This window comes from Acidovorax sp. KPB24-03 (assembly GCF_057546605.1).
In genome coordinates this window covers 24904-40554 of the sequence record NZ_BAAJYR010000002.1, presented here as the reverse complement: position 1 = coordinate 40554, position 15651 = coordinate 24904, and the positions used below count along the sequence as shown (strand labels likewise).

Genomic DNA, 15651 nt, shown 5'->3' with positions numbered 1-15651 from the left:
CTTTGGTGGAGTGCGCCTCACCGCTGCTGGTCACCTAGGCTGAAGGACCTGATCGATGTCTGCAATGCAGCGAGGCTGTGTGAAAACTCGATGCGATGGGCATCACTCCGAAGCTCTAACTCTCAGATGGGCTCAGGTTGCATTTTCTCGAATGGGCCAAGGGGTCGAGGTCCCATGAAAACAGGGCCGAACGGAGTTTTCACACAGCCTCCAGCGAATGCTATCGGCCAACCGGAGCAGTCGTGCGGCAGCGATATGCCAACTCCAGACAGTCAGAGGTGCTGCCAAGATGCGTAGACAGTGCGTTGAAACTGAGGAAACTGGACGCGCGCCGTCGACATTTCTGCGGAATGCGTTCGGGAGATGTTTTTTGTATTAGAAAGCAATTGGCACTGCCGTGGTGCCTACGTCGTGGAAGCGACGCCCATCCCTGCTCTTCTCTTGCCAGCACGCCTCCACCTGAAGCGAATCAAAGAAAGCTGCCCAGCACAACCGAACGTGGTGATCGATTCAGGGACCTCGTGTGCGATCTGCTTAGGACTAAGTATCCCAACTTGCGAGTGGAAGTCCGCGAGTCCGGCACCAAGGTGGACATCCGCTTCACACGCGAAGACTTCGGAAAGACCGAGATCTGGGCCGTGGAATGTAAGGACTACAGCAGTCGTCTAGACAAGAGCTATGTGTCCTCCCAGATATATCCGCAGTACCAGGTCATGCTCGACAAGGGACGGATCAACCGAATCCTGATCGTCAGTCGCAGCGGAGTCTCCACAGACGCACAGGAACTCATCGATGACTGGCGTGGCGCTTCGCACCTGACCTACGACCAGCTGGCCGAGTCAGTCTTCGGCATCAAGCCCTACATTACGCATCTGGCTGCGCTGCGACCCACTGATCTGACCGAATATGTCGAAGCGCGACTAGAGGGCTTCACAGAACCAGCCATCCAGATCGTCGAGAACTGGCTACGAAGCGATGAAGGGCCAAGTCGGGCGATCCTGGGTGGATATGGCCAGGGCAAGTCCAGCTTTGCCAAGCGCCTTGCCGCTCACTGTGCCAATCTGCACTTGGCCGACCCTACCGCCCGCATGCCCATCCTTCTGCGATTAGGTGAGGTGGTGCATGAGACCCAGCTCGAGGGACTTTTTGGCAAGGAGTTCACCTCACGTTTTCCTTGCGCGGGATACCAGTATGCGACCTTGGAGTACCTGAACAAGCAAGGCCGTCTGTTCATCATCCTGGATGGATTCGACGAGATGAAGCACGCCATGACAGCTGCGGACTTTCTCAACAACTTCCGCGAATTCAACAAGCTGTTAGTGGGCAAAGCAAAGGTGTTGCTGTTGGGAAGGCCCAATGCGCTGCCTTCCGATGAGCGAGATATGGTCTTTCGCGGCATGACCAAGGTTGGCGGTCAACTCGTCGCAAGCGCGGACTATCCCTCTTGGCATGAGTGGAAGATGGCTTTCTTCAACGCAGAAGAGACCTCCCGGCTTCTGACATCCAGCCTGCAGGTCAACCAAATCAAGCACGAAGAAAGCAAGCGCTATTGCTACCAATCGAACTTCATCGAGAGGCGTCGCGAAGAGATTTTTGCGCAGGTGCCTGAGGATCTGCTACGCCGTCCCGTCCATGTGCAACTCGTCGCGGATGCAGCTGCTGATCCCAACTTCGATCTGCGAGGGTTCAATGCGCACCGCTTGTATGAGCATTTCATCAGCAATATGGTCCAGCGCGACACGGTGCAGAAGGCCGCGCGCAGGCCCATCGCCTTAGAGGCCCGCCTGCAGTTCCAGCGCGAACTCGCTTGGTGGGCTTGGCGTAAGCCTGACGGCACGCAGGGCAGCTTCTACCGGCGCGAACTGCCGGACTTCCTTTTCCATGACCTGCCCAACGGCAACAGCGCTGATCAGGAGGGAAAACGCAATGAGTACATCGTCTCGACCTTGACGGAGGAGAAAGAGTCCGGCGTGCTTTTCTTCGCGCACCGGTCCTTCCAGGAATTTTTTGGTCGCAGAACGCATGCGTTTGGTAAAGCCTTCGCCAGCGGCACATGCCGACTATTCCAACAGCTTGACCGATGATGTGGCCGCCTTTCTACGCTTGGCACCGGATCAGGGGTTCATCCTGGACTGGTACACGACGTTGCAAGGTGCTGCGGGCCCCATCGCCTTGGGCTACCTTGATTTCTTTGCTTCGTTCGAGGAAATCAGCCACCAGATCACTACACACACGTTGTCTGGAGATGTCACTGCCGTGGATGCGTGGAGCGCAATCATCCTGCACCACGCTACTCGGAAACGCACAACTGGGGCGCTAGAGCCTGCGCGCCTAAACACCATCATGGCGAGTCTCCTCAAACAGGGCAATGTCGGCGCGGCCGCAGTCGCAGCCCTTTCCCTACTGGCGGACTGCAACGAAGCCGAGGGTGGTCAGGATCAGTTACGTGCCCAGATTGTTGGTGCAGTGATCGAGCGCTGCCTCCGTATGGCGCGGACCGATACCGCCAAAGGAAACCTACTTATTGACAAGGCTGAAGCTGACTTTTCCTCAGAGTGGATGGCCACACTCGAGAAAGCTGCCGCCAAGCATGCGCATACAGACATGACGGTCAGCTGCGGGTTCGACACATTGGAGCGCTTGTGTGCCTTGCAACTGCAGGGCAAGAGCAAAGCCCCCCGAATTGGGGCCGCGCCAGTCAATCCGATCACCCTGAACGACGCCCCCATGGGGCTCGGCGTGATACATGACGTTCCGGCCCGTCAGATATTTAGGTATGTCGACGAGGGCCTTGTTAAAGATCATGGCTCCTACCTGCGTGCAAGACATGAGCGTTTTCCCATAGTGCTCGTCGACGTTCGCTCACGGAACTTGCGTGCCCGATAGCTGCAGCTGCCATAGCCGGGTCATGACGCCTTGCAGGATTTGCCTTGTCCAACAGATGCAGCGAAATAGCGGCGTTTAGCTCGCGGTCTCTGCGACCGCCAATTCTAGGCATCCGCTTGAGAAATGATCCTGCCTTTAATTGAGGGCGGCTTTGCATTGATGCCTGACAGCTTCCCTGGTGTCTGCTCTTGGGCGAAGCGGCCGTTCGTAGCGGAATGGGTCAACGGCCGCTCCCAGCCTCTTGCAGTCATTGGAGCGTTTAGGGGCTGCTCGGACTGCAAGAACTTCTAGAAAAAACCAAAGAAAAAAGAGCGCTCAAACTGAGCGCTCTTTTTTTATATAGCAACAAGCCCAAACAGGGCTGCGGTTTGCTTCGTATTTCTAGGTCGTCTTTACCCGTCGAGTTCGAGTTTACGACTTTACGGTTACAAATGGCCGCCCCTCAAACCCGCATGAATGCTGGAGGCTTGTTTACGACTTTATTTGCGTGTTTACGACTTTAATTACCCAGAATACGCGTGTCGGCCGCCGCAGGCACTCACTCCACCGTCACGCTCTTGGCCAGATTGCGGGGCTTGTCCACATCCGTCCCCCTGGCACAAGCCGTGTGGTACGCGAGCAATTGCAGTGGCACCACATGCAGCAGCGGCGACAGCGGGCCGTAATGCTCGGGCATGCGAATCACGTGCAGGCCCTCGCCGCTTTCGATCCGTGTGTCGCCATCGGCCAGCACATACAGCACGCCTCCGCGCGCGCGCACTTCCTGCATGTTGCTCTTGAGCTTTTCCAGCAGCGTGTCGTTGGGCGCGACGGTCACGATCGGCATGGCGCTGGTCACCAGGGCCAGGGGGCCGTGCTTGAGTTCCCCTGCCGGGTAGGCCTCGGCATGGATGTAGCTGATTTCCTTGAGCTTCAAGGCGCCTTCGAGCGCAATGGGGTAGTGCAGCCCGCGCCCCAGGAAGAGCGCGTTTTCCATGCGCGCGAAGTCCTCGGCCCAGCTGATGATCTGCGGCTCCAGCGCCAGCACGGCCTGCAGCGCGACGGGCAGGTGGCGCATGGCTTTCAGGTGCTCGGCCTCCTGGTCGTCGGTCAGGCGGCCGCGCGACTGCGCGATGGCAAGGGTGAGCAGGAACAGCCCCGCCAGCTGGGTCGTGAAGGCCTTGGTCGAGGCCACGCCGATCTCGACGCCCGCACGCGTGATGTAGGCCAGCTTGCATTCGCGCACCATGGCGCTGGTGGACACGTTGCAGATGGTGAGCGTGTGCAGCATGCCCAGGCTTTGCGCGTGGCGCAGCGCGGCCAGCGTGTCGGCCGTTTCCCCCGACTGGCTGATGGTGACGACCAGCGCGCGCGGGTTCGGCACGCTGGTGCGATAGCGGTACTCGCTGGCCACTTCCACCTGGGTGGGAATGCCGGCGATGGACTCCAGCCAGTACTTGGCCGCGCAGCCGCTGTAGTAGCTGGTGCCGCAGGCCAGGATGAGCACGGAGTCGATCTCCTTGAACACGCGCCAGGCGGCGGCGCCGGGCTCGCCGTCCGGGCCGGGCGCACCGTCGAACAGCTCGGGCACGATGCCGCGCACGCCCTCCAGCGTGTCGGCAATGGCGCGGGGCTGCTCGAAAATCTCCTTTTGCATGTAGTGTCGGTAGGGGCCCAGCTCGGCGGCGCCGCTGTGCGCCTGCACGGTGCGCACCGGGCGCCGATGGGCCTCCAGCGGCTGCCCGCCCTTGCCCACGATCCAGTAGCGGCCCAGTTGCAGGTCCACCAAGTCGCCCTCTTCCAGGTACACGATCTGGTCAGTCACCCCAGCGAGCGCCATGGCATCGCTGGCCAAGAAATGCTCGCCCTCCCCCACGCCCAGGATGAGCGGCGAGCCGGCGCGTGCACCCACCACGCGGTGGGGTTCGTCCTTGTGGATGACGGCGATGGCATAAGCGCCATGCAACTGGGTGACGGCGGCCTGAACGGCCTGGAACAGGTCGCCGCTGTAGTGGCTGTCCACCAGGTGGGCGATGACTTCGGTGTCCGTCTGGCTGGTGAAGGTGTAGCCACGTGCCTGCAGGGCGGCGCGCAGCTCTTCGTGGTTTTCGATGATGCCGTTGTGCACCAGCGCCACGCGGCCCAGGCGCAGCGGCTCATCCGCCGTGGGATCGCCCGTGCCCGTGCCGTGGCTGAAGTGCGGATGGGCGTTGTGCACCGCGGGGGCGCCGTGCGTGGCCCAGCGGGTGTGGGCGATGCCGGTGGCCCCCTCGACCTGCTCGGCGTTCACCTGCTCGAGCAACTCGGCCACGCGGGCCGTGCTGCGGGCGCGGCGCAGGCCGCCCGTGCGGGAGGCGCCCAGGCTGGCATCGTGGATGGCCACGCCGCAGGAGTCGTAGCCGCGGTACTCCAGGCGCTGCAGGCCCTGCACGAGGATGGGGACGATGTTGCGCGTGGATACCGCGCCGACGATGCCGCACATGGACGATCTCCTGAAAGGAATGTGGATGGGCGATGGTAGGCAGGGCGTCAAGAAATATGTATAAATTATACAAACAATATTTGGAATTAAATTTCCCGCAGAACAACCATTGAAATTTAATTCCATAAAATTAAATCCATGGAATTATTATTTCTCGACGACACAGACCTTCAACTGCTGAACGCCCTGCAAGACGATGCCACGGCCAGCAATCAGGACCTGGCCGCAGCGGTTCGCGTGTCGCCTCCCACCTGCCTTCGCCGGGTCAAGCGCCTGCGCGAGGCGGGCCTGATCGAGCGGGAGGTGGCCCTGGTCCAGCCCGATGCCCTGGCACGGCACCTGGGCCACGGCATCACCGCGATCGTGGAAGTGACGCTGGACCGGCAGGACACCGAACGCCTGGCAGCCTTCGAGCAGCGCATGCAGCCGGAAACCGCGGTGCAGCAGTGCTACCGCGTCTCGCCGGGGCCCGATTTCATCCTGGTGATCTACGCGCAGGACATCCCGGGCTATCTGACCCTGGCCCAGCGCCTGTTTTCCAGCGACGGCAACGTGCGCAACGTGAAGGCCTTCTTCAGCCTCAAGCGCAGCAAATTCGAGCCGAAGCTGCCGTGCGTGCGTCCGGAGAGCCCGCCCCCCCGCACGCCATGAGCCGCCGGACGGGCGCGGCGGCCATCGCCGCGCTCAGCTGGCAGCGGCGTCCGGCCCAGCCGACCCCGCGGCCGGCAATTGCAGGCACACGGTGCAGCCTTGGTGGGGCGCCGCACTGATGCCAATGGTGCCGCCCATGCGCGCCACCAGGCGCCGGCACCGCGCGAGCCCCAGGCCCAGGCCCTCGAACTGGCTCGCCGGATGCAGCCGCTGGAACACCTGGAACAACTGCCCCGCCTGCGCGGCAGGAAAGCCGGCGCCGTTGTCCTGCACCGTGATGTCCACCCGATTGCCGGGTGCCGGCCGCACCTGCACGGCGATGCGTGGCGGCTGGGCACCGCGCGAGAACTTGAGGGCGTTGTCCAACAAGGCCACCAGCACCTCCTGCAGCCAGCCCGCGTCCGCCCACAGCACGGGGCAGGCCTCGGCCGCGGGCAGATCCCAATGCACGGTGTCGATCCAGGCGCTGGCCACACCCTCCCCGGAAGAGGCGGGCTCCTTCGCGGCCGCGCTTTTTTTTCAGCGCAGGTGCCGCAGCGGCGGCCGTCCGCGCCGCAGCCATCGCGCTCTGCAGCACCGGGCCCAGCGCGACCGGGCCCGGCGTGGCAGGGGCTGAGCCGATGCGCCCCAGCTGGATCAGCCCGTCGATCATGCTGCCGAGTTGCTGGCCTGCCTGTGCGATGGTGTCCAGAAACTGCAACGCCTCGGGATCGGCATTGCTCTGTGCGACGGTCTCCCGCACCAGCCGGCCGTAGGCGAGGATGTGGCGCACGGGCGCACGCAGGTCGTGCGACACGGCCCGCAGGAACGCCTCCTGCTCCTGCCGCGCCGCGTCCAGTTCCGCCCGCAGGCGCGCCACTTCATCGGCCTGCGCTTGTTGACCCCGTTCGTCGCCGGGCAGATCGCCGAGCCCGTCCATGGCTCAGGCCTTGGGCAGCTTGGCGGGCCGTTTCCAGTTTTCGATGGTCACCTGCCGGCCGCGCGCCACGCTCAAGGCGCCCGGCGGGGCGTCCTTCGTGATGGTGGAGCCGCCGGCGACCGTGCCCCCGGCACCGATGGTGACGGGCGCCACCAGCACGCTGTTGCTGCCGATGTGCACGTCGGCCTCGATGACGGTGCGGAACTTGTTGGCCCCGTCGTAATTGGCCGTGATGCTGCCCGCGCCGTAGTTCACGCGCTCGCCCACCGTGGCATCGCCCAGATAGGCCAGGTGGTTGGCCTTGGCGCCATCGGCCAGCGTGGAGTTCTTCACTTCGACGAAGTTGCCGATGTGCACCTCCCGGCCCAGTTGGGCACCCGGGCGCAGGCGGGCGAAAGGTCCGATGAGGGCGCCCGGGCCGACCTGCACGCCGGCTTTCTCGCCGTCGATGTGGGTGTAGGGATGGACCACCGCGCCCGCCGCGATGGTGGCATTGGCGATGCAGCAATGCGCACCGATCTGCACGCCCTCGCCCAGCTCCACGTGGCCGGTGAAGACGCAGTTCACGTCGATCTCCACGTCCTGCCCGCAGACCAGCCGGCCCGGGACCCCGAGGCGGGCATCGTCGCGCAGATCGAAGCGCGCCGGGTCGGCCAGGCGCACGCCCTGCTCCATCAGCGCCGCGGCCTGGCGGGCCTGGTGCGCGCGCTCCAGCTCCGCCAATTGCAGTGGGCTGTTCACGCCCGCCACCTGCAATGCGTCGGTGATGCGATGGGCCACCACCGGCACCCCATCGGCCACGGCCATGGCGACGATGTCGGTCAGGTAGTACTCGCCCTGGGCGTTGTCGTTGCGCAGCCGGGCGAGCCAGCCGGCCAGCCGTTGCGCCGGCACGGCCATGATGCCGCTGTACACCTCGGTGATGGCGCGCTGGGCCTCGCTCGCGTCCTTGTGCTCCACGATGCCCTGCACCGCACCGGCGGCATCGCGCACGATGCGGCCGTAGCCGGCCGGGTCGGGCAGCGTCACGGTCAGCAGCGCGAGCCGCTCCCGCGCCGAGGCTTCCACCAGCGCATGCAAGGTGGCGGCCTGGGTCAGGGGCACGTCGCCCGACAGCACGACCACGGTGCCGTCACCCGCCAGCGCGGGCATCGCCTGCTGCACGGCATGGCCGGTGCCGAGCTGCGGCTCCTGGCGGGCGAACTTCAATTCGAAACCGGCGCCGGAATCGCCCCCCGGACCGCCGGCGACGGCGGCCTCCACCTGCTCCGCGCCATGGCCAGTGATGACCACCACACGCCGGGCCCGCAGGCTGGCCGCCTGGTCCAGCACATGGCGCAGCAGCGGGCGCCCCGCCAGGCGCTGCAGGACCTTGGGGGTGCGGCTTTTCATGCGCGTGCCTTTGCCCGCCGCCATGATGATGATGTCCAGTGCTGTCATGAAAGGGTCCGTTCGGTTGCGGCCGCGCGGCACGGCGACCGGCGTCCCAGGGGAATCCGCCGATTATCGGCGCCCTGCCGCGCCCGCCAGGGGTTTTAAGATTGCTACAAAATTAATAGCAATATGCCCTAGTACTTATTGCACTGGAGGCCGATTTCACCCAAATCCTAGAGCAGGGGCACCGGCCGGGGGATGGCGTCGTAATACTCGGCGATGCGGGCCAGCGCGCGCGGATTGATGATGCGCAGCCGCCCATCGGCGATCTCGTGCAGACCCAGTTGCGCCAGGCGCCGCAGCGTCTTGTTGGTGTGCACGAGCGACAGCCCGAGCGAGTCGGCGATGTGTTGCTGGGTGATGGGGAATTCGACGGTGCCGTTCTCGGACAGTCCCAGGCGGTCGAGCCGGCGGTACAAGTGCATGAGCAGCATGGCCACGCGCTCGGTGGCATTGCGACGGCCGGTGGTGAGCAGGTTGTCGTCCACCATGCCTTCGCCGCGCGCCGCGAGCCAGGTCACGTCGTAGCCCAGCCGGCCATGGTCGCGAAACAGCGACCACAGCCCGTCGGCCGGGAACACGCAGAACGCGCAAGGGGTGACGGCCTCCACGCCGTGCATCGCGGTGTCGCCGAACTCCTGCTGCAGCCCCACCAGGTCGCCCGGCAGCAGGAAGTTGAGGATCTGGCGCCGCCCATCCGACAGCGTCTTGTAGCGGAATGCCCAACCGGTGTAGAGCGTGTAGAGCTTGCCGTTGGGTTGGTGCTCGCGGATCAGCGTGCCCCCAGCCGCCACGGTGGCGGTGCCGCAGCGGAACTGGTCGATGAACTGCAGCTCCTGCGGCGATACCGGAGTGAAAGCGGAAGGGGTGTTGCGCAACCGGCAGGCATCGCAATGGCGCGGAATGGCGTGCGCCAGGGATTCAGAAGCAAAGTCCACGCTCATAAAGGCGAATCGGTGAGAACTGGTGGGCGGCGATTCTAGGCACACCAGGGTACTCCTCCCTATGTCTTTTGACACTGTGCACGGCACGCCACAGACCTTGCGCCAGCGCACCAGCGCCGATTGACTTTCTCCCCCGCTGGGAGGTCTTTCATCAGCCTGCCGACCGGCCCTGAAATGTCAAACGGGCCGGGAGCTTTGACAGCTTCCGGCCCGCCTTCAGCGCCACCGCGCCAGTTTCTTGCCGCCTCGCTGCGATTCCCTGGGGGGGGGGGCGGCAGCAAGAAAGACTTCAGGCGCAGCAGGCCTCGCCTTGCGTGGAGCGGGCCTTCAAGGCACTGTCCGCATGGCGCACCACCGCAGAAGCGCTGAAGCGGTACTGCACGGCATCGCGGCCCAGGGGCTCGATGACGGCGTGCTGGCCGGCCGCCACCCACAAGGTCTGGCCGGCATTGAGAAAGACGTCGCCGGCCGCCACGTCGCGTTCACCGTTCGGGCCGTCGTCGAGCGTGACCCAGGCATGGCCGGACATCACGCGCAGGGCCATCGGCACACGGGGGCGCAGGCTGTGGGCATTGCCGATGGCCAGCATGCAAATGTCTTTCGCCTCTCCGCGAGGCAAGACAGCGGATTGTTGAAAATTCAGAACATTTGAAGCGGTCATTTCTTTCTCCTGGAAAACCCTAGCAATGTGCCTATCATGCGTCTGGCAATGTGGCACCGTCCAATGAAAACGCCCCAGGCGATTCATGCCGGAACCACATCAATGCAAAAGACCTCTCTGATCTATTCGCATTGCGCATCAATGCAGGTCCGAGGTGCAGTCGTCGGCGCCCAACGGCCTGCTCCCGCCCACTGCAGCAGCCCTTTCACCAGCCGGGCCCCAGCCCACGCCGCCCCGCGCAAAGCCCCCACCAAGTCCGCCCAAGGCGCGACGACGCCCCGCGACCAGGCCTCGGACTGCACCGCCGCCACTGGCAGGGCGACCGGATCCCAGCGAAATTGCACGCCTTCGGCCAGCACGCCACCCGAAAGCGCGGCCCGACCGCCGTGCCATGGCTCGATGACGGCATGGACCCCGGGCTCGAGCACCTGCTCATCGCCTTCGCCGAGGAACCAGTCGCCGGGCAATGCGCCCTTGCCGCCTGTCACCGTGAGCCAGACACCGCCGCGCTCGATGCGCAGCCGCGACCGCTGGGTGGGATACAAACCCAAGGCGCGGCGTGGGGGCAAAATCCAGCAACCCGCCATGGTCCGGGCCGACGCAGCGCCCACCCGGGATTGTTGCGATTCCAGAACGGAAGGGTTTGACATGGCGCGCTCCTTGCATGAATTTCGGTGTTGACAGGACTGGATATTCGGCTCACCACCCCCATCCGGTCCAATGAAAAGCCGGAGATAATTTGATTCCCAAGCCTCATCAATCCCAGCCATGAATCTGCCTGCCCCCATCACCCACTTGCGCACCCGGCCAGTGGCGGTCGGTCACTGGCGCGCCTTTCTCGCGGTGGCCCGCCACCTGAACTTCCGGGCGGCCGCGGAAGAGCTGTCGCTCACCCAGTCGGCGGTCAGCCGCCAGATCCAGGCGCTGGAAGAAGAAGTGGGCGTGCCGCTGTTTCTGCGCCACACCCGGGCGGTGGAGCTGACCAGCGCCGGCGCGCAGCTGCAGCGGGCCGTCGCCCCGGCTCTTGAACGCATGGATGCCTGCGTGCGGCTGGTGCGGCAGACCGCGGGCCGCAAAAGCGTGGCCATCACCACCTGGGCCAGCTTCGCCTCGATGTGGCTCATTCCCCGCATGGAAGAGTTCCAGCGCGAAAACCCCGACATCGACATCCGCATCGACGCGAGCGATGTGGCCGTGGACCTGGAAACCGCCGACGTGGACCTGGCCCTGCGCTACAGCCTGCCCAGCGCCAACATGAGCGGCTCGCAGCGCCTGTTCGGCGAGCAGCTGGCCGTGGTGGCGAGCCCCTGGCTCATCAAGAGCAATCCGCCCATCCGCGGGCCCGCGGACGTGGCGCGCTTCACGCTCATCGAAGCGGGCGATGCGCACCGCACCATGCACCTCGAATGGCTCACCTGGCGCCGCTGGTTCGAGCTCAACGGGCAGGAAAAGCTGCAGCCCAAGCGCTGGCTGTACTTCAACTACGCCCATCAGATCGTGCAGGCCACGCTCACCGGCCAGGGCCTAGCCCTGGCGCGCATGCCGCTCATCGCCGACGCGCTGGCGTCGGGCGATCTGGTGGAAGTGCTGCCGGGCTACCGGCTCGATTCACCGCTGGCGTACTGGCTGCTCGTGGGGCCGCGCAGCGGGCAGCGGCCGGAAATCCGGGCGTTCTGCGCCTGGCTCACCCTACAGGCACAGGCCACGCGCGAGGCCATCGGCGACGTGCCTGACCCCGACCTGAGCGACAACCTGGACTGACGCGCGTGCGGCGCGTGCCGCGTTCAGGCGCTGAGCGTGACCCGCGCGAACTTGCGCTTGCCCACCTGGAGCACGTAAGTGCCCGCTTCCAGCTTGAGCCCCTTGTCGCTGACGACACCGCCGTCCACACGCACGCCACCACCATCGATCAGGCGGCTGGCCTCGCTGCCGGAAGGCGCCAGATTGGCCTGGCGCAGCAACGCGCCAATGCCCAGCGGCGCCCCGGCCAGGGCCACCTCGGGAATCTCGTCGGGCACCCCGCCCTTGCTGCGGTTAATGAAGTCCGCCTCGGCCGCATCGGCGGCCGCCGCGCTGTGAAAGCGCGCGGTGATCTCCTTGGCGAGCATCACCTTGGCGTCCTTGGGGTTGCGGCCTGCCTCCACCTCGGCCTTGAGCGCGGCGATCTCGGCGAGGGACTTGAACGACAGCAGCGTGTACCAGTCCCACATCAGCGTGTCGGAGATGGACAGCACCTTGGCGAACATGGTGTTGGCGTCTTCCGCAATGCCGATGTAGTTGTTCTTGGATTTCGACATCTTGTCGACGCCGTCCAGACCCACCAGCAGCGGCATGGTGAGCACGCACTGCGGCTCCTGGCCGTACTCCTGCTGGAGATGGCGACCCATCAGCAGGTTGAACTTCTGGTCGGTACCGCCCAGTTCCAGGTCGCTCTTCAGTGCCACCGAGTCGTAGCCCTGCATGAGCGGGTAGAGGAATTCGTGCACGCTGATCGACTGCCCGGTCGAAAAGCGCTTGTGGAAATCGTCGCGCTCCATCATGCGCGCGACCGTGTACTTGGCGGCGAGCTGGATCATGCCGGTCGCGCCCAGCGGCTCGCTCCATTCGCTGTTGTAGCGGATCTCCGTTTTGGCCGGGTCCAGCACCATGCTGGCCTGGCGGTAGTAGGTCTCGGCATTGGCCTTGATCTGCTCGGGGGTGAGGGGCGGCCGGGTGCTGTTGCGGCCGGAGGGGTCGCCGATCAGGCTGGTGAAGTCGCCGATCAGGAAGATCACCTGGTGCCCCAGGTCCTGCAGCTGGCGCATCTTGTTGAGCACCACGGTGTGGCCGATGTGGATGTCCGGCGCCGTCGGATCCAGCCCCAGCTTGATGCGCAGCGGCACGCCGGTCGCCTCGGAGCGTGCCAGCTTCTTCGTCCATTCGTCGCGGGGCAGCAATTCGTCAGCGCCCCGGAGCGATACCTCAAGCGCCCGTCCTACACCATCGGTGATTGGGAATGTTGTAACAGCAGATTGATTCATAAGGGTTTTTTTGGGGGTTTCCGGGGCGCTCGTCGTTATACTCCGGCCCACATTTGCAGTGGCGGATTCTAGTGGTCCTGCCGGTTCGGACCCTTGCACCGAATGGCTGCAGCCTGACCAAGCTTGTGCGTTCCGCCCCCACCCGGCCCGAACGCACCTCACCCTGGGGTAAGACACTTTGAACAATGGCTTGACATCCGCCAGCCTCGCACTGCTGGACCGGCTATCGCGCATCGCCCAGACCCATCCCAAACGCATCACCGCCGCCATCGCAACGCTGTTGCTGACGGGCGGCGGCGGCGCTTTCGCCGTCGCCTCCTTCGCGCCGGACCCCGCCGACCTGCCCCGCAGCACGGTCGAATACGCGGTGGATTCGCTGGCCAGCGACCAGTCCCTGCCAGCGCTGGTGGACATTCCCAACTATTCCCTCTACCGCTCGGACCAGACCCGCAGCAGCGACACCGCCGAGGCCATCCTGCAGCGCCTGGGTGTGGCGGACCCGGCGGCCGCCGCCTTCCTTCGCAGCGACGGCCAGGTGCGCCAGACCCTGCTGGGCCGCTCGGGCCGGTCCGTATCGGCAGAAACCACGGACGATCACCGCCTCATCAGCCTCACAGCGCGCTGGGTCCAGGACGACAGCGGCAATTTCCGCCGGCTGGTCGTGCAGCGCAAGGGCAACGAATTCACCTCGCGCGTCGAGACGGCGCCGCTCACCGTGGGCACGCGGCTGGCCGGCGGCATCATCCGCAGCTCGCTGTTCGCCGCGACCGACGCTTCCAACATTCCCGATGCCGTGGCGACGCAGATCGCCGAAGTGTTCGCCAGCAACATCGATTTCCACCGCGCCCTGCGCAAGGACGACCGATTCTCGGTGGTCTACGAAACGCTCGAAGCCGATGGCGAGCCGCTGCGCAGCGGCCGCGTGCTGAGCGCGGAGTTCCACAACAACGGCAAGACGCACGACGCCGTCTGGTTCCAGGACACGCCCGCCTCCAAGGGCGCCTACTACACGCTGGACGGCGAGAGCATGCGCCGCGCCTACCTCACCTCGCCGGTGGAGTTCTCGCGCATCTCGAGCGGCTTCAAGATGCGCTTTCATCCCATCCTGCAAAAATGGCGCGCCCACCTGGGCACCGACTTCGCAGCGCCCACCGGCACGGCCGTGCGCACCGTGGGCGATGGCACGGTCGATTTCGCCGGGGTGCAGAACGGCTATGGCAATGTCATTTACGTCAAGCACCGCAACCAGCACGTCACCGTGTATGCCCACCTGAGCCGCATCGACGTGCGCAAGGGCCAGAGCGTGGAGCAGGGACAGACCATCGGCGCCGTCGGCGCGACGGGATGGGCCACCGGCCCCCACCTGCACTTCGAATTCCGCGTGGATGGCCAGCACCAGGACCCCATGGTGATCGCCCAGCAGAGCGAAGCTGCCACGCCGGTGTCCAGCGCCTCGCGCGCCGCCTTCAACCGCCTGGCATCGAACATGCGCATCCAGTTGTCGGCCGCCGCCCAGGTGCAGCAAGCCAGCGCCCAGTAAGCGCGTTGCGCGTTCCGGCCCCATGCCAGCGTTGTACATCGGACTCATGTCGGGCACCTCGCTCGACGGAGTCGATGGGGTGCTGGCAGATTTCTCCGAGCAAAAATGCAAGGTCGCGCAATATGCATGCGCGCCTTTTGCTCCTGACTTAAGAGCAGAACTGCTCGCGCTCAACACACCCGGTGCCGACGAACTGCACCGCGCTGCGCTGGCCGGAAACGCATTGGCGCGCGCCTATGCCGGCGTGGTGCACACGCTTTTGAACCAGGCCGGCCTGCCACCCTCCGCCGTTCGCGCCATCGGCGCCCACGGGCAGACGGTGCGCCATCGCCCCCAGGCCTTCGACGGCACCGGATACACGCTGCAACTGGGCAATGCCGCCTTGCTGGCCGAATCGACGGGCATCGACGTGGTGGCCGACTTCCGCAGCCGCGACGTGGCGGCGGGCGGCCAGGGTGCGCCGCTGGTACCGGCGTTTCACCAGGGGATGTTCAGCCAGTCCGGCCGGACAGTCTGCGTGTTGAACATCGGCGGCATCTCCAACCTCAGCGTGCTGGGTTCGCAGGGTGCGGTGCTGGGATTCGATTGCGGGCCAGGCAACGCACTGATGGACCACTGGTGCCAGCAGCATACGGGCCAGCCGTTCGACCGCGACGGGGCCTGGGCTTCCAGCGGGCAGGTCCTGCCCGCGCTGCTCGGTGCGTTGCGGTCCGAGCCGTATCTGTCGCAGCCACCACCCAAAAGTACAGGGCGTGACCTTTTCAACCCCGCTTGGCTGGAAGGGCACCTGCCGGCGTTCGCATCGGCCGCTCCGGCCGATGTCCAGGCCACCCTGACCGAATTCACGGCCAGCGTCTGCGCCGATGGCGTGCGCCGTTTCGGCGACGGCGGCAACCCGCTGATCGTGTGCGGCGGCGGCGCCCTCAACGGCCACCTCATGCACCGATTGCAGGCACTTCTGCCCGGGGTCGCCGTATCGGCCTCCGACGAGCACGGCATGCCGGCCCTGCAGGTGGAAGCCGCCGCCTTCGCATGGCTGGCCCACCGAGCCGTGGAGCGACAAAGCGGCAACCTCCCCAGCGTCACCGGCGCGGCGGGGCCGCGCATCCTGGGCGCAATCTACCCCGCCTGACGG

At 65.2% G+C, this 15651-nt stretch carries 13 protein-coding genes and 1 pseudogene; 6 read left to right on the top strand and 8 right to left on the bottom strand.

Going from position 1 to position 15651, the window contains the following annotated elements; all coding sequences use genetic code 11:
• The first annotated feature begins 350 nt into the window (after window positions 1-350).
• Both AC27KI_RS00815 and AC27KI_RS00810 read left to right on the top strand, forming a co-directional pair.
• Entirely contained in the window at window positions 351-2084 is a 1734-nt protein-coding gene (locus AC27KI_RS00815) for an NACHT domain-containing protein (RefSeq protein WP_487087578.1), read from the top strand.
• Window positions 2074-2886, top strand: coding sequence for a hypothetical protein (locus AC27KI_RS00810; protein ID WP_487087473.1), 813 nt, complete (start codon window positions 2074-2076; stop codon window positions 2884-2886). Before AC27KI_RS00815 ends, AC27KI_RS00810 begins: the two co-directional genes overlap by 11 nt.
• Window positions 2887-3424: 538 nt before the next feature.
• On the opposite strand, the gene glmS is transcribed toward AC27KI_RS00810, so the two are convergent.
• Window positions 3425-5347, bottom strand: coding sequence for a glutamine--fructose-6-phosphate transaminase (isomerizing) (gene glmS / locus AC27KI_RS00805; protein ID WP_284429767.1), 1923 nt, complete (start codon window positions 5345-5347; stop codon window positions 3425-3427).
• A gap of 138 nt (window positions 5348-5485) precedes the next feature.
• Between glmS and AC27KI_RS00800 the strand changes: the two genes are divergently transcribed.
• The gene (locus AC27KI_RS00800) at window positions 5486-5998 is read left to right on the top strand and encodes an Lrp/AsnC family transcriptional regulator (RefSeq protein ID WP_487087471.1); all 513 of its coding nucleotides are present in this window, start codon (window positions 5486-5488) and stop codon (window positions 5996-5998) included.
• Between the two features lie 33 nt (window positions 5999-6031).
• Here the strand turns inward: AC27KI_RS00800 and AC27KI_RS00795 are convergent, their stop codons facing one another.
• From AC27KI_RS00795 to AC27KI_RS00770, 6 genes and pseudogenes are all read right to left on the bottom strand, one after another.
• Window positions 6032-6448 (bottom strand): sensor histidine kinase, encoded by a 417-nt coding sequence (locus AC27KI_RS00795; protein WP_487089654.1) that lies wholly within the window; start codon window positions 6446-6448, stop codon window positions 6032-6034.
• A 223-nt stretch (window positions 6449-6671) separates the two neighbouring features.
• Window positions 6672-6917 (bottom strand): annotated as a pseudogene (locus tag AC27KI_RS00790) (sensor histidine kinase); the annotation flags it as partial.
• Between the two features lie 3 nt (window positions 6918-6920).
• The gene (gene glmU, locus AC27KI_RS00785) at window positions 6921-8357 is read right to left on the bottom strand and encodes a bifunctional UDP-N-acetylglucosamine diphosphorylase/glucosamine-1-phosphate N-acetyltransferase GlmU (RefSeq protein WP_487089655.1); all 1437 of its coding nucleotides are present in this window, start codon (window positions 8355-8357) and stop codon (window positions 6921-6923) included.
• 167 nt (window positions 8358-8524) lie between these two features.
• Window positions 8525-9295, bottom strand: a complete 771-nt coding sequence (locus AC27KI_RS00780; protein ID WP_284413751.1) for a Crp/Fnr family transcriptional regulator — start codon at window positions 9293-9295, stop codon at window positions 8525-8527.
• A gap of 289 nt (window positions 9296-9584) precedes the next feature.
• The gene (locus tag AC27KI_RS00775) at window positions 9585-9884 is read right to left on the bottom strand and encodes a DUF2917 domain-containing protein (RefSeq protein WP_284413753.1); all 300 of its coding nucleotides are present in this window, start codon (window positions 9882-9884) and stop codon (window positions 9585-9587) included.
• Between the two features lie 194 nt (window positions 9885-10078).
• Window positions 10079-10606 (bottom strand): DUF2917 domain-containing protein, encoded by a 528-nt coding sequence (locus tag AC27KI_RS00770; RefSeq protein ID WP_487089656.1) that lies wholly within the window; start codon window positions 10604-10606, stop codon window positions 10079-10081.
• A 118-nt stretch (window positions 10607-10724) separates the two neighbouring features.
• Between AC27KI_RS00770 and AC27KI_RS00765 the strand changes: the two genes are divergently transcribed.
• Window positions 10725-11717: a LysR substrate-binding domain-containing protein gene (locus AC27KI_RS00765; RefSeq protein WP_272565107.1), complete on the top strand. Its 993-nt coding sequence runs from the start codon at window positions 10725-10727 to the stop codon at window positions 11715-11717.
• Between the two features lie 23 nt (window positions 11718-11740).
• Here AC27KI_RS00765 and tyrS read toward each other — a convergent pair whose 3' ends face one another.
• Complete coding sequence (gene tyrS, locus AC27KI_RS00760; RefSeq protein ID WP_284398336.1) at window positions 11741-12976, bottom strand: tyrosine--tRNA ligase; 1236 nt, start codon at window positions 12974-12976, stop codon at window positions 11741-11743.
• 178 nt (window positions 12977-13154) lie between these two features.
• Between tyrS and AC27KI_RS00755 the strand changes: the two genes are divergently transcribed.
• Window positions 13155-14516, top strand: a complete 1362-nt coding sequence (locus tag AC27KI_RS00755) for a M23 family metallopeptidase (protein ID WP_284398334.1) — start codon at window positions 13155-13157, stop codon at window positions 14514-14516.
• A gap of 22 nt (window positions 14517-14538) precedes the next feature.
• Window positions 14539-15648 carry an anhydro-N-acetylmuramic acid kinase gene (locus AC27KI_RS00750; protein WP_487112179.1) on the top strand — a complete coding sequence of 370 codons (1110 nt, stop codon included), beginning with the start codon at window positions 14539-14541 and terminating at the stop codon, window positions 15646-15648.
• Window positions 15649-15651 lie beyond the last annotated feature (3 nt).

Excerpts from the sequence above, each read along its gene's own strand:
- AC27KI_RS00775 (WP_284413753.1), bottom strand. The coding sequence starts at position 9,884 with ATGCTGGCCATCGGCAATGCCCACAGCCTGCGCCCCCGTGTGCCGATG.
- glmS (WP_284429767.1), bottom strand. The coding sequence starts at position 5,347 with ATGTGCGGCATCGTCGGCGCGGTATCCACGCGCAACATCGTCCCCATC.
- tyrS (WP_284398336.1), bottom strand. The coding sequence starts at position 12,976 with ATGAATCAATCTGCTGTTACAACATTCCCAATCACCGATGGTGTAGGA.
- AC27KI_RS00800 (WP_487087471.1), top strand. The coding sequence starts at position 5,486 with ATGGAATTATTATTTCTCGACGACACAGACCTTCAACTGCTGAACGCC.
- AC27KI_RS00770 (WP_487089656.1), bottom strand. The coding sequence starts at position 10,606 with ATGTCAAACCCTTCCGTTCTGGAATCGCAACAATCCCGGGTGGGCGCT.
- AC27KI_RS00765 (WP_272565107.1), top strand. The coding sequence starts at position 10,725 with ATGAATCTGCCTGCCCCCATCACCCACTTGCGCACCCGGCCAGTGGCG.
- AC27KI_RS00750 (WP_487112179.1), top strand. The coding sequence starts at position 14,539 with ATGCCAGCGTTGTACATCGGACTCATGTCGGGCACCTCGCTCGACGGA.
- glmU (WP_487089655.1), bottom strand. The coding sequence starts at position 8,357 with ATGACAGCACTGGACATCATCATCATGGCGGCGGGCAAAGGCACGCGC.
- AC27KI_RS00815 (WP_487087578.1), top strand. The coding sequence starts at position 351 with ATGCGTTCGGGAGATGTTTTTTGTATTAGAAAGCAATTGGCACTGCCG.
- AC27KI_RS00780 (WP_284413751.1), bottom strand. The coding sequence starts at position 9,295 with ATGAGCGTGGACTTTGCTTCTGAATCCCTGGCGCACGCCATTCCGCGC.